13 protein-coding genes are annotated in these 12,570 nt (G+C 53.2%); 5 read left to right on the top strand and 8 right to left on the bottom strand.

What is annotated here, in order from left to right; genetic code table 11:
• Window positions 1–119 (bottom strand): transposase (locus HXY34_07490; protein NWF95973.1); only part of this gene is annotated, 119 nt, incomplete at its 3' end.
• A 130-nt stretch (window positions 120–249) separates the two neighbouring features.
• Here HXY34_07490 and HXY34_07485 point away from each other — a divergent pair.
• Window positions 250–906, top strand: a complete 657-nt coding sequence (locus HXY34_07485; GenBank protein NWF95972.1) for a glycine cleavage system protein H — start codon at window positions 250–252, stop codon at window positions 904–906.
• A gap of 98 nt (window positions 907–1,004) precedes the next feature.
• Here HXY34_07485 and HXY34_07480 read toward each other — a convergent pair whose 3' ends face one another.
• The 4 genes from HXY34_07480 to HXY34_07465 all read right to left on the bottom strand — a co-directional run bounded on the left by HXY34_07480 (window position 1,005) and on the right by HXY34_07465 (window position 4,666).
• Window positions 1,005–2,141: an AAA family ATPase gene (locus tag HXY34_07480; GenBank protein NWF95971.1), complete on the bottom strand. Its 1,137-nt coding sequence runs from the start codon at window positions 2,139–2,141 to the stop codon at window positions 1,005–1,007.
• 73 nt (window positions 2,142–2,214) lie between these two features.
• Window positions 2,215–2,487, bottom strand: coding sequence for a hypothetical protein (locus HXY34_07475; GenBank protein ID NWF95970.1), 273 nt, complete (start codon window positions 2,485–2,487; stop codon window positions 2,215–2,217).
• A 39-nt stretch (window positions 2,488–2,526) separates the two neighbouring features.
• Complete coding sequence (locus HXY34_07470) at window positions 2,527–3,552, bottom strand: FAD-binding oxidoreductase (GenBank protein NWF95969.1); 1,026 nt, start codon at window positions 3,550–3,552, stop codon at window positions 2,527–2,529.
• Window position 3,553: 1 nt separating this feature from the next.
• Window positions 3,554–4,666 (bottom strand): (Fe-S)-binding protein, encoded by a 1,113-nt coding sequence (locus tag HXY34_07465; GenBank protein ID NWF95968.1) that lies wholly within the window; start codon window positions 4,664–4,666, stop codon window positions 3,554–3,556.
• A gap of 155 nt (window positions 4,667–4,821) precedes the next feature.
• On the opposite strand from HXY34_07465, the gene HXY34_07460 reads away from it, so the two are divergent.
• Window positions 4,822–6,789 (top strand): M28 family peptidase, encoded by a 1,968-nt coding sequence (locus tag HXY34_07460; protein ID NWF95967.1) that lies wholly within the window; start codon window positions 4,822–4,824, stop codon window positions 6,787–6,789.
• A gap of 90 nt (window positions 6,790–6,879) precedes the next feature.
• Here HXY34_07460 and HXY34_07455 read toward each other — a convergent pair whose 3' ends face one another.
• A complete protein-coding gene (locus HXY34_07455) occupies window positions 6,880–8,241 on the bottom strand; it encodes an NADP-dependent malic enzyme (protein ID NWF95966.1) in 1,362 nt (453 codons plus the stop codon).
• A 318-nt stretch (window positions 8,242–8,559) separates the two neighbouring features.
• On the opposite strand from HXY34_07455, the gene HXY34_07450 reads away from it, so the two are divergent.
• Window positions 8,560–8,943, top strand: a complete 384-nt coding sequence (locus tag HXY34_07450) for a single-stranded DNA-binding protein (GenBank protein NWF95965.1) — start codon at window positions 8,560–8,562, stop codon at window positions 8,941–8,943.
• Window positions 8,944–9,302: 359 nt separating this feature from the next.
• On the opposite strand, the gene HXY34_07445 is transcribed toward HXY34_07450, so the two are convergent.
• Window positions 9,303–9,773 (bottom strand): peroxiredoxin, encoded by a 471-nt coding sequence (locus tag HXY34_07445; protein NWF95964.1) that lies wholly within the window; start codon window positions 9,771–9,773, stop codon window positions 9,303–9,305.
• Between the two features lie 16 nt (window positions 9,774–9,789).
• On the bottom strand, window positions 9,790–10,272 hold the full coding sequence (bcp, locus tag HXY34_07440) for a thioredoxin-dependent thiol peroxidase (GenBank protein NWF95963.1): 483 nt from the start codon (window positions 10,270–10,272) through the stop codon (window positions 9,790–9,792).
• Window positions 10,273–10,487: 215 nt separating this feature from the next.
• Here bcp and HXY34_07435 point away from each other — a divergent pair, with 215 nt between their 5' ends.
• Together HXY34_07435 and HXY34_07430 are read left to right on the top strand one after the other, a co-directional pair.
• Window positions 10,488–11,489, top strand: coding sequence for a hypothetical protein (locus HXY34_07435; GenBank protein ID NWF95962.1), 1,002 nt, complete (start codon window positions 10,488–10,490; stop codon window positions 11,487–11,489).
• A 1-nt stretch (window position 11,490) separates the two neighbouring features.
• Window positions 11,491–12,525: a hypothetical protein gene (locus HXY34_07430; protein NWF95961.1), complete on the top strand. Its 1,035-nt coding sequence runs from the start codon at window positions 11,491–11,493 to the stop codon at window positions 12,523–12,525.
• Window positions 12,526–12,570 lie beyond the last annotated feature (45 nt).

The following is a 12,570-nucleotide window of genomic DNA, read 5'->3' as shown; positions in this document are numbered from 1 at the left end:
GGACATAGACAGTTGCGAGCAGCATTGATGTCAGCGTGAGCGTGCGTGTGATATGATGGGCAGTAGAAGTACTCTCCGCCTCTCACCTCGTGTGTGGACTGGAGGTCGGACGTTCGAATGCCCCGCTCTCCACAGGCGTGGCAGCTGCTCGACCCGTCTGTGGCATCCCGGCGTCCGCAGACACGTCAGGAGCCCGGCAGCCTCCCAGCGTCGAGTCGTCTTCGTGCAGACACCGAGCACAGTGGCAGCATGAGACACTCTGAGCATGAGCGTGGGCAAAGACCTCGGCACATATCAGGCTCGGCTCAGCCAACTGGTACACGACCAGTACAAGAATGTCCAACTTCTGGGCAACTGCTCCGAAGACCCCCGCGTCAGCCTACGTCATGCGGTGACTGGTCTGACCACCTATGCAACAGAGTTCATCCGGGCGAACTACTTAAATGCGAGCCTCACCCGTACCTGTCCTACGGTGACTCAGCATTGGTGAAGTACGAAGGGTTTGATTTTCCAGATGACCTCTACTACGGAGAGGACCAGATCTGGGTCAAGAAAGAAGGAGACAAGGTAAGGATTGGCTTCACTAGCTTCGGGATGGACTTGGCGGGAAAGATCAAGTTCGTCCGTCTGCGGCCAGCAGGCAAGGAAGTAGAGGCCGGACGCAGTATCGGGACGCTCGAGTCTGGCAAGTGGACTGGCCCTGTGAAGGCTCCAGTGGCAGGCATGCTGACCGAGGTCAATGATGCATTGAAGGACAATCCCGGGCTCCTGAATGAAGACCCATATGGAAAGGGTTGGATTGCTGTCATCAAGCCTTCTGCAATCGATGACTCCCTCGCAAAGCTCACCTCAGGTGCAGCGATTGAGGCATGGGTCAAGAAGGAGTTTGCTGAGAAGAAGAAGTGATTCCGTGTTGTATCATCGGTAGTGACCCGGCACTGTGGTCACTACCCTTCTCAGTTCCCACTCTCTTTCTACAAGTACTACGTTGTGACGATGCAGGTCTACTTTCTTCTTGTCAGTTCTCGACGCATACCAACTGCTGCATCGTAGAGTATCTCTGGCGGCGCTATGACGTACAGCAGGCTCTTTGAGTAACCCGACTCAAAGACGATGCTCTGGAATATGAGGGTTTGGAGACTCTTCTCAACGTCCTCCTCCAGGTACTTTACGCCGAGCTCTTCACATTTGATCTGAACAATCTCGTTCAGCGTCTGCCTGTCTATGTAGGTCTCGGTCTTGTAGCGCATGAGATGCTCAGTCATAGCCTCAAGTACCAACAGGGTCATGAAGTCATCGAGTGAGATTGCCTCCACGACTTCGAAGTAGTCTTGGTCCTGCGCGAAGCTCGTGATCTTCTCGGTTGCGGCTCTCACAGCGTCAGAGTCTATCTCCTTCCCCTGGCTTGCCAGCGGCCATAGTGCCTTGAGTGCCTCAATCGATGTCTTTGGTCTGCTGGCGTCGAACTCGCAGACAAGGTCTGTTATGTAGCGTACGATCTCGTCTGTCAGACCTGTGGGAAATGTGTCCTCCACGCGCATGCGGACTATTTCATACAGCTGAGACTGGGTGTAGGTGTCCAGTGGTATCTCAAAGTCGTACGCCATCTGGGTGGCTGGCGCCTTTGTGAGCATTCTGTAGTCGTGGCTGTTGAGGACCCCAATCGTGCTGGCTCCTATCTCCTTGGACAACCTTGCCAGCTTGAGATAGATCTCCTCATTGGTCTCATCTATGTTGTCGAGCACGAAGACGGTTCTCTTCTGGCTTGACGTGGCTATTCTCTTGAACTGCATCCAGAGCACATCGAGGTCGAAGGCGACAGTGATTGGACTGTTGGTAAGTGTATGGATCTTGTCGTTGAGTTCAGAGACTATCTCAAGGTCTTCCTTGTGTCTCGCATCTACATACACCGTATACGCGTCGAAGGCCTGAGGAACAATCTTCGTCAGGAAGTATCTTGAGAAGACCGTCATTCCCACGCCAGTTATGCCATGAACGAGACAGTTGACGCCATAGTTCTCCTCAAACGAGTCGCGGTGGAAGGAGTCAATGGACTCTAGCTCACGCTCTCTGTAAAGAAGCTTCTCCGGGATGTAGTATGGGTCAAAGAGCCCCCGTGGTGTCTTGTGCTGGCGAACCATCTTTATCACAATTCGGTCCTATTGACAGTATATAAGCTCCTCAGAGACATCACCGAAAGTATTCAGTGATAGGTCACACCATCGAGCCGAGCACCTCATTACAGTCGGGCTGTAGGACAAAGTCGTTGAATCCTCCACCCAGTATCTCCCTGAGCTGCTGAAGTCGCTTGTTCTTCGTGCGGTCGCTGTATGGCCACTTGTGTTCGGGTTTGGGAGTTATGCCCAGTCTGTCGCAGGTCTCAACGATGTCGAGGACTGCCCGGTATATGTCCTTTCCAGACTTCTGTTCTGGTCTGATCTCCCTTGAGTGAAGTATGACCCCGAAGGCTGCAGAGTTGTCTCCCAAGTACCACTTGCTAGGAGCATGACCGTACTTGGCGAAGGGCTAGAACTCATGTTTGCGAAGCAGATTATCTATCTCATCTATTCTCTCTTGCATGTGCACAAGGCTCTCCCCATAGAACCCATAGTCTTCGAAGAGGGCGAGTTGCCGCCCCCTCACGGGATTACGCTTGGGAAGCTTCAGTCGGATGTCCTTCATAGCCTTGAGTGCGGTGGGGTCATATCGTGTGTATTGTGACATGCCTGCAATCTCGTGCTCGTATGCTTCCGGGAACTCGAGGATTAGTAGTGGTGGTGTCAGCTCTCCCCTTATGTCCTCGTGCACTGACGTGATTGCCTCGCCGTAGACAATCGGGCTGTTCGCACGGACCATTCGGTCAATTGCTTTTCCCATCTCGCTACAGTCAGCGAAGTGAGACACGCCACCAACCAACTTCTGGGTCTTCGCTGGCCTCACTACCAGTCTCAGTTCGGTGATGAATCCCAGTGTCCCATGGGAGCCTGCAACATCATTCAGAGTCATTCCTGCGCTGTTCAGCTGTGCCTCCAGCTCTTTGTCAGGGCTTCTCACCCCCTTGTGGTCAACAACGATGAGCCGACCATCATAGAGCACCATCTTGACTCTGAGGGTGTTGTCACGCATAGTGCCATTGATCCATGCATCGTTGCCTCCGCCATCTGTACTCAGGATTCCTCCCACCGTGGCCACGTCCCTGCTACTGGGTGCCACCCAGAACCGTAGTCCACTCGGTTGAAGCACTGCGTTGATCTCATCTGGAGTTGTCCCTGCTTGCACATCAACGTAGCCCTGGTCCTTGGAGAATCCGAGCACCTCTTTCATCTGCAGTGAGCTCAAGATGATGCGTTCCCTGTTACCGCCCGTGCATGCTCCACTGAGACCCGATCCCCCGCCCTTCGGGGTCACATCAAAGCCATGTTCTTGGGCTAGGCGGATGGCCTCTATGACATCATTCTCGGTCCTCGGGTAGAACACACCTTTTATCAGTTTGAAGTTCATGCGATAGTAGATTGAGGCATTTGCACCGGCTACTACATCTCTGATCTTCAATTCATTCTCCCTCCTTTTCGAGGGCCTCGGAGAGCATCTCTACGATGTCTCTGGTCTTGATGTTGGCAGCGAGCAGCTGTTCTCTGCATGATGGACAGCACGTCAGGACCGTGACTCCTGCAAGCCCCTCCGACTTCTTCCTTACCTCCATGATCTTGTCGCTCAAACCCGGGTCGGTCATCCTCAGGAGACCTCCGCCGCCGCAGCAGGCAAGGTCGAGTTCTCTGACCTTGAGTCCGAGTTTCTTCATCAACGAACGTGGCTCCGTCTTCACGCCCATTATCCTGTGCAGTTCACAAGGGTCATGATACGAGAACTCCTCGACCGTGTCGACCTTGGGTCCCTTTCCTTCCTCAATCAGTCGGTCGAAGAACTGTGTGTGATGCAACACCTCAACCCCCTGCAGCCGATGGTGCTGTGACAGCTGAATGAGACAGCCGGGGCAGCAGGTTATCACGCTCTTCGCCTTGGCTTCTTTGATGACAGTCCTGTTGTGCTCCCTCAGTTGTTCTGCGCCATGTTCATCTCCTATCAGGTAGAGGGGATGACCGCAACAGAACTCTTCAGACCCCATGACCAAGTAGTCCGTTCCGAAGGCCTCAAGTGACTTGAATAGCGCCTTCACCACATCAATCTGACTACCTCTGAACGACATCAGACAACCGAGGAAGACGACGACTTCAGCTGTCTTGCCCGGCGCATAGACCCTGTCATTTATCCCTGGAATGTCGTCGACTAGCTCATCAATCCAGAAGACCGCTCGGTCTTCGGGGTCGAGTCCGTATATGTTCTTCACATTGGCAAGCGAGTCTCTCAGTGCATCTAGATACGCAAACTCCTCTGGTGCCTGCTCAATCGCCTTTGCGCGTTGTTCGTGCCAGATTCTCAGTAGGTCCACATCGGATGCACAGTTCTCTTTGCACCGTCCACAGAGCGTGCATTGGAAGAGGAGTCTACGGAACTCCTTGCCTAACTCGGGGTCGTCATTTATCTGGTCCATCACCTGAAGGAGATACAGTTTTCCTCGAGGTGAGAACTGCTCTTCTCCAGTGACTTGAAAGAGAGGGCAGAACTTCAGGCATGAACCACATCGAACGCATCTGTCATACTCCATGTCACAACACCAAAGCCAAAACTGGCCTCTATGCACAGAGCGATGCTAATAGCCCTGCCGATTGGTTTCTCTCCTTGGAGGTGCTTCTTTCGGCGGATATTTATGTGCGACAGTGACGAGTCACACGGCCTCAAGCAGAGCCAGAAGAGTCAGTAATGGTCTCACGGAAGTCCCCAGTCATAGTCACTGCCATAGTACTGGCCACGATTGTCATCATCAGTCTCATGCAGGTTGCGCCACCTCCTGATACGAACGATGGTCAAGAAGAACCTGCCATCGTCCCGCACCCATTTAACTCGCTCAACTGGTGGGACATACCGTGGTACTATTCGAGCGAGAGTGATATCACAACAGTGCTGTCGCGTCTGTATGCCATAGGTCCTCGTTTCGATGGGACCCCTGGATACACACAAGCGGCCGAATACGTCATCAGTCGTCTTCAGGAGTTCTCGATACCGTCTGGTTACTGGGGACCACATCACTCCGTCGTGGCTGTTCAGAAGGGTTATGGCACTGATGTGCGCTCGATTGTCTTTGGTGCACACCTTGACAGTGATGAGAGTTCGAGTGGAATCGAGCAGAATGGAGGAGGAGTGGCCGTCGTACTGACCATCGCCTCGATTCTTGCAGAGTATCGATTGCCGGTCGACATCTACTATTGCTTCTACGCTGGCAACATGGAGTTCTTGGACGAACAGCACATGAACCGTGCTCTGTATGGCTCCAAGGAGGTCGTAGCTGAACTGGAGAATCGGGGAGTGAGTGTCATTGTGTCGTACAACTTCGACGAGCTGCTATACCGATCCTTATGGCAGTCCCCCGGTTCCAGACTCATAGCTGAGCACGAAGCTGATGTCGGACAAGGCTACCATAGGACCAAGTACTTTGCTGACCTGTTCGCGTCATTCATGCGCAAATCGGGGCAATCGATAACGAGTGTCCAGCAACTGCAGCAGGTCCAGACAGACCACATTCCCTTCATGAGCGCAGGCATACCAGCAGTGAACGTTCGAAGCGGACACCAACCCGATCCGGAGTTTCCACCGGTTGACAGTCCCTATTCTACGGACTATGACTGTGCTCAGGCCCTCTATGCTGCACGGGCGGCGGCCTCGGTAGCAGTCTATCTTGGAATGCAGGGCAACGGTCAACAGACAGTTCAGATGCTCCAAGCGACACTCTTGCCCTATGCGACAGCTCGGCTCCATGCAGTCATGACAATGTCTCAGACTCTGTCGGTTCACGGCAACTCCACATCCAACTCAACTCTCCGACTGACTCTGACCCAGGGTTCAACGACTCTCATCTCGTCCGTTCTTGCTCCTCACACATTCGAGTACGAGTCTTCAACGCAGTCAGGTCTTGGTGAGCTGACCCTGTCGGTGACGAACACCGGCAACGGTACCGAGCATGCATTAGTCTACTTGACCTACGACTCCGATACTGATGGCGATGGTGTCCTTGACGCCGACGAGTATTCGTGGCCAGACCCCAATCCTCCACTGGACTGGGATGATGATGGGCTCAGCGACGCAGACGAGTCAGTCATTGGGACTGACATCTTCGTGACTGACACGGACAAGGATGGAATCTCTGACTCCGTCGAGGTTGCTTGCGGCTTGAACCCACTAAGAGACGATCATCTTGAAGACTATGACTCGGATGGGATCGCCAATGGATTGGAGATTGGACTGGGCACTTCCCCGGTCCTCAATGATACTGATTCGGACGGGATGCCTGACGGTTGGGAAGTGCAATACGGCACCAATCCGCTAGACAGTGACGGTCAATATGATCCAGACAATGACACGCTGACCAATCTCCAAGAGTATCTATGCGGGTCAGATCCCTTGTCCGTGGATGGTGATGGTGACGGAGTGTCTGACACTGATGAAGTCCGCCTGGGAATGAACCCCCTGAGTGATGATACCGACTCAGACGGGCTTCGGGACTACCTAGAGCTTGCTAATGGCCTTGATCCTCTCACACCCGACTATGACCTCGACGCCGCAGCCGATGGTTCTGATGCAAACCCGAGAGTCAACTGGCTGGTCGTGATGTGCTTGCTAGGGATTGCGCCAGTGGCAGTTGGCTCCTTGACCCTCTGGCGACGTATCCGCTAGTCGTTCAGACATCCCCTGAATGGAGTGTTCGTGTACTTCAAGAGAAAAGGAAGAGGAGATGAACGGGGTCGAATGACCCCGTGCGTTCTCCTAAGTGGGTGGTGCCTTGGGTATGATTCCCTGCTTGTAGAGGATATCTGAGGCACTGCGCGCGGCACGGATGACCTGCTCCGCATGTTTGTAGAGGTCCTTCCTCTCCCACTGCTTCCGTGCAATGCCCTGCTCTATGGCTTTCATTCCAACTGCTGTAGCCTCAGCCGGGTAAAGCTCCCACTGGTCCATGGTCGGAATGACCTTGCGCTCAGTTGCTTCCTTCGCGCCAAGGTCTGCTAGCGCCTGAGCTGCTGCAATACACATCTCGTCCGTGATTGTCCTTGCCCTCACGTCAAGAGTCCCTCTGAATATACCGGGGAAGCCGAGCGAGTTGTTGATCTGGTTCTCGAAGTCGCTACGCCCGGTTCCAACAACCCTTGCGCCTGCTTCCTTCGCATCCCAAGGCCATATCTCCGGCAGTGGATTGGCGCAGGCGAATACTATCGAGTCTCTTGCCATCTTGGCGACCCACTCCTTCTTGATGGTTCCAGGGACCGGCGTAGAGGCACTGATTAGTACATCCACGCCGTCTATCACGTCACCAAGACCGCCAGTCTTCCTCTCGGGATTGGTCTTCTGCGCGAGGTCGTACTTGAACGTGTCATCGTCCTTTTCCGCCACTATGTCCTCGCGGTCAGCATAGCACGCTCCGACACTGTCAACCATGACTATGTTCTTCGGGTCGACTCCTGCTGATATGAGCAAGTATGCTGTGCGTGTGTTGGCTGCTCCAACTCCGAACAATGCAACAGTGATGTTCTCAATGTCTTTCTTGACCACTCTGAGACCGCCCAGTACTCCAGCCAGTACCACTGTAGCTGTGCCTTGGGCATCGTCATGCCATACCGGTATCTTGACGTCCTTGTCCTTCCTCAGCTCTTCAAGCACCTTGTAGCACTTTGGCTTGGAGATGTCCTCAAGGTTGATGCCACCGAAACTCGGCTGTATTATCTTGACCGTCCGAATAATCTCGCGGGGGTCCTTGGTGTCAAGACAGACCGGCCATGCATCAACCCCACCCAAGTACTTGAACAGCAGTGCCTTGCCCTCCATGACAGGTCCTGCCCCGTATGGACCAATGTCCCCAAGTCCAAGTACCCTGGTTCCGTCACTCACGACAGCGACCATGTTGCCCTTGTTAGTGTGTTCATAGGCTGCTTCCTCATTGTCTTTGATAACCAGACATGACTTGGCGACACCGGGGGTGTACCAGATTGCAAAGTCATCGAAAGTCCTGACAGGTGCCTTTCCAATGGACATTATCTTGCCCTGGTAGAACGGATGTAGGACCAGAGCGTCCTTTCCAGGCTTCTCAGCCTTCTTCTTCAGCTCTTCTACTGTTACTTTCTGTTCAGGCATTTGTAGAGCCTCATGTGCGGCATGACCGGGCTCCTGATTTTAATCTATGCCTCCATCAATTCTCCGCTCAACTTGGGAGAATAAACTCTGTCACTCTGCCATGTCAGGTCACTGGTCTGCTGCGAGTCCTGCTTTCTGATCTGGGTCTTGCTTGACACATAACGTCATAAGCAAAGTTGCGCAAGGGAAACACACAGGCATAGCAACTATGCGGATATTCTCGGACTTTTTCTGAGGAAGGAGTAGTCTTTCATCGGGAAGCCAGGAAGACTTTGCTGGTTTTGACTGTCCTGGACTAGAAATGGTGAGTGATACATAGTGGATAACAATACTATTGGACCAATTGAAACTACGGTGGCCGGTCTCCGTGCCGGGATGAGAAGAGTCAGTGTTACCTTCAAGGTCCTGAAGACTGAAGCTGAACGTCATGTGAAGTCACCGGAGGACGGGACCACACACAGAGTGGTAGATGCGGTTGTGGGCGACTCGACTGCAATAATCAGGGTACCACTCTGGGACGACTGGATAGAGCAACTGAGAGAAGGTGAGACCTACGTACTCTCTAACGGATACACTCGTCTCTTCAAGGGCAGCCTGAGACTTCACCTGGGCAAATACGGTAGAGTGTCCCCAGCGACCGAGAAGATGGTCGAAGTGAATCCCCAGACTGACATGTCCGCTGTGAGCGATCGCAGCACGTAGACAGGATGAAATGGTCGGGCCGCTGTGTTGATGCCGATGCCAGAGTTGTCGTACCTGTCATCGCAATCCGCACACTGAATCAATCCCCTAGAACAACAGATGCGATACGGGAGCGGCCGCGACAAGTCCAACAGCAGGTGTCATGGAGCGAGTCGGTGCCAACAGGTGCACTAATAGCATCTCTGTGAAGCCTACAAGACTTCCATGTTCACCGTTCTTGCTGCTAGAAAGGCTGACAGCTTTGTGACTTCACTTCTTGAATGTGCTGAAGTCGGGAATCAACATTACTATGTGCAGTCGAATGACCCGTAACTTGACCTACTGATTCTGAAAACACGTTCAAGCCGGAGCGATCTGACTCATAGTTTGAGTCCCCAGAACTGTGATATCTGTTCTGCGTGCCTCTCTGACCTGACCTTGTCCAGCCCATCCGAACCACCGAAGACACCTTCGATTGTTCCTTTCTCGTCGATGAGGTATGTAATGCGTTTCACTCCGAGCCCTACTACACCCAGTCTGCTGTACGCTCCATATAGCTTGGCAATCTTCAGCTGTTCATCGACCAGAATGGGAAATGGAAGTCTGTGCTTTTCTTTGAACTTCCTGTGTTGTTCTGCATCTCCTCCCGATACTCCGAATATGGGAATGCCTGCTCCTTCGAAGAGTTGATAGCTATCGCGAATTGAACAGGCTTCGGCTGTGCATCCAGGAGTGAAGTCGCGGGGGTAGAAGTATAACACCACCTTCTTTCCTCTGTAATCGCTCAAACGAAATGGTCTTCCAGACTCATCTACAGTTTCGAAGTCCGGAACGGCGTCTCCTACTTTCATCCTGTCCTGTCTCCTGCTACAGTTTCAGCTTCCAGAATTCAATGACTTGAGAGGCATGTTCCTTGGTCTTCACCTTGTCAATACCTGCGGGTCCACCAAACACCCCTTCAATACTGCCGTCCTTTCCTATCAGGAATGTTGTTCTCTCGATTCCCATGTACTCTTTGCCGTACATCTGCTTCTTGACATACACTCCGTAGAGTTGTGCAATCTTGAAGTCCTCGTCCATCAGAAGTGGAAAGGGCAGATTGTTCTTCTTCTTGAAAGCCTGATGGGACTTCGCCGCCCCACCAGAGATTCCAAAGACAGGAATGCCTGCATCCAGGAATACTGCGTAGTTGTCACGAATCGAACAGGCTTCTTCGGTGCATCCTGGCGTGTCGTCTTTTGGATACCAGTAGAGCACAACTCTCTTTCCCTTTAGGGAACTGAGCTTGAATGGCTCACCTGACTCTGTAGTAGTCGAGAAGTCGGGAGCTCTATCACCCACTTTGAGCATCGCAAACACCTGATAACAATTGTTAATGCCCCTCCGTATATAAGCATGATGCTGTGTCCGTCAAGGTACCGCTTGTAGTGTTCGACGCGGCTATTGTGTCAGGCCTGTCCAACCCGCGAATGGTTCACATTTCTGAGAGTACCGCAGATGGGTGTTCTTCACTCGCTTCAGAACCTTTAAAGCAGCCAGTCGTGTGGTCACACGAGGGAACGCGCATGGCCTCCATGTATGTCAGGTATGACAAGCCACAGAAGCTGGACCTGCTGACTGGTTTTGCACTGGCCGCCTGTATTGTGCTGGGACTGCTCATTGGCGTTGGCTCTGTGGACTTGGCACAGACTGATCTGACCGTACTTGTGACTCTGTTCGTAGCCCTGCCAGTTCTGACATCGTGTGTCGCATATTACCTCGGCTGGCACATGAAGAAGCACACAGTATCATATGCGCCTCCCAAGTGGACGTTTGAGGAGGCGGCGTTCTCTCTCGATGAAGTGCGCAGGCTCCGTCGTTCTCATAACACGCAGTACTTACGACTCGTTGCACGAAGCAGCTTCTGGCATTTCTATCTACCCATACTATGTGTCCTTCTAAGCGCAGCCATTCCGCTGACGCCGCTATTGGGGATTGACCTCTCCTCTTCAACCCGAGGCGCACTCTACCTCGCCAACTTGCTCATTTTGGCTTCAGTCAGTGGGATTGGCGGTTTCCTGTCCACATCAAATGATGCCTCTCATGACTTCTCACTGCCATTGCTCAGAGAAGCATCTGCACTCGCGAAGACTCAGGCCTCTATTCACGGTGTGTCCGGAGTGCAGTTGGTCATGGACCGTGCCACTGTGGATGGACTGACCGTGTATCGCAGACCAAGAGTGCGTATCGGTATCTCGGGCCTTGAGGGACAAGTAGGCATCGAGTCAATTTCCGATGAGCTCGGATCGGTCAGATGCGTCCAGTGTACGCTCTACCCGCGAGACGGTCACGCTGGCACCGTGTGGCTCTGGACGAACACAGACAGGACCTTCCGCAAACGTACAGGGGTGTCCGACGATGTGTACTATGTCCGGAATCCGGTTCACTCAATGTCACGAGAACTGGGGGTCAAGGATGTGAGTCTGGTCACCATGAACGCAATAGCTCTCGCCATCCTTGAGTGGCGCAAGCTCCACGGGTCGAGATCTGACATCGATAGGATACTAGAGGACATGGGCTGTACCTGAAATGACTGATGACACATCTCCTTCCGATTCCAGTGCGAATCCACCCGATGAGCCTGTTGTGTTCGGCCCCACTACTCTTCAGTTCACGCTGCTTGTGACTGCACTGCTCGTGATTTCCTTCGCTGGCGCAGAGAGCGCGCAGTACTATGTGGTGAGCGCACTGATTGCCCCCTCCTACTGGGTCCTCTTCGCTTCAGCTTATGTCTTGGCAATCATAGTGGTGACTGCTGGCGTGGCGAAGTGGATGCGCCGCCAAGTCAGATATACTGAGCCAGTCTGGCAGTACCGTGAGGTGGAGATGACGATTGCGGAATACTCTCGCGTCCTAAAGGACTACAGTCGTCAATACTCCAGTCTTGCAAGTCGTCTCGATGTCCCCAGTCTTCTGGCCTCCGCACCTGTCCTGCTTGTGACGGTGTCGTTTCCTCTCTGGCAATCCCTGCCTGTATACTGGGCCCTCCACGCTGGTCCACTGGTCTTTGGCCTCGGTCTGTGTGCACTTGGCTTACTGTCCTCCCGAGTGTTCTATCTGCTCCTGCCCACCGAAGCAAGTAGAACCTTCCGCATACCTGCTCTCTTCAGATTCAGGCGGGCAGTCAGAGTGGTGGAGGCTCTGCCGTACTTCTCCCGTGTCGGGGTACGGTTGAGAGTTGGTGAGGCTCAGGGCTACTATACGCTGCAGAGTCCTCAGATTGCAGCACGTATTGAACGATTGGAGTCTGCCATTCTTGTGCTCTTCAGTGTGGACTCCATAGGTCGTCCAAGGCAGATGATGTACTCTCTAAGTACTATGGGTCATGTGACGCGAGAATCCCCTTGGACTCAGCTGACTGGCTTCGCTCTCTCAGACCAAGTTCGTCTTGTCGTCTTGGAAGCGGTACGGGCCTATGCTGCTGTGGTAGGAGTCCCTGAGTTGGCTGAGGACTTGGCTGACCTTCTGGGTATTCCGATTGAGGATCTTGTATCCGGGGCAGTGTCACCGGACGAGATGCCTCCCGGTAATGAACACGAATCGAGACTCGACGATGGTGTCTAGCAGTCTGTCGTATCGGCTGCGGTCTGGGGTCCATATTGAGGCCCT

The sequence above is a fragment of the Candidatus Thorarchaeota archaeon genome (genome assembly GCA_013388835.1).
GTDB lineage: Archaea > Asgardarchaeota > Thorarchaeia > Thorarchaeales > Thorarchaeaceae > JACAEL01.
Note: the sequence above shows the minus strand (reverse complement) of the source record. Positions and strands in the feature narration are given on the sequence as shown.

Bases quoted from the DNA above. Each gene is read 5' to 3' on its own strand.
- HXY34_07465 (NWF95968.1), bottom strand. From the start codon at position 4,666: ATGGAGTATGACAGATGCGTTCGATGTGGTTCATGCCTGAAGTTCTGC.
- HXY34_07430 (NWF95961.1), top strand. From the start codon at position 11,491: ATGACTGATGACACATCTCCTTCCGATTCCAGTGCGAATCCACCCGAT.
- HXY34_07455 (NWF95966.1), bottom strand. From the start codon at position 8,241: ATGCCTGAACAGAAAGTAACAGTAGAAGAGCTGAAGAAGAAGGCTGAG.
- HXY34_07485 (NWF95972.1), top strand. From the start codon at position 250: ATGAGACACTCTGAGCATGAGCGTGGGCAAAGACCTCGGCACATATCA.
- HXY34_07445 (NWF95964.1), bottom strand. From the start codon at position 9,773: ATGAAAGTAGGAGACGCCGTTCCGGACTTCGAAACTGTAGATGAGTCT.
- HXY34_07480 (NWF95971.1), bottom strand. From the start codon at position 2,141: ATGGTTCGCCAGCACAAGACACCACGGGGGCTCTTTGACCCATACTAC.
- bcp (NWF95963.1), bottom strand. From the start codon at position 10,272: ATGCTCAAAGTGGGTGATAGAGCTCCCGACTTCTCGACTACTACAGAG.
- HXY34_07435 (NWF95962.1), top strand. From the start codon at position 10,488: ATGGCCTCCATGTATGTCAGGTATGACAAGCCACAGAAGCTGGACCTG.
- HXY34_07460 (NWF95967.1), top strand. From the start codon at position 4,822: ATGGTCTCACGGAAGTCCCCAGTCATAGTCACTGCCATAGTACTGGCC.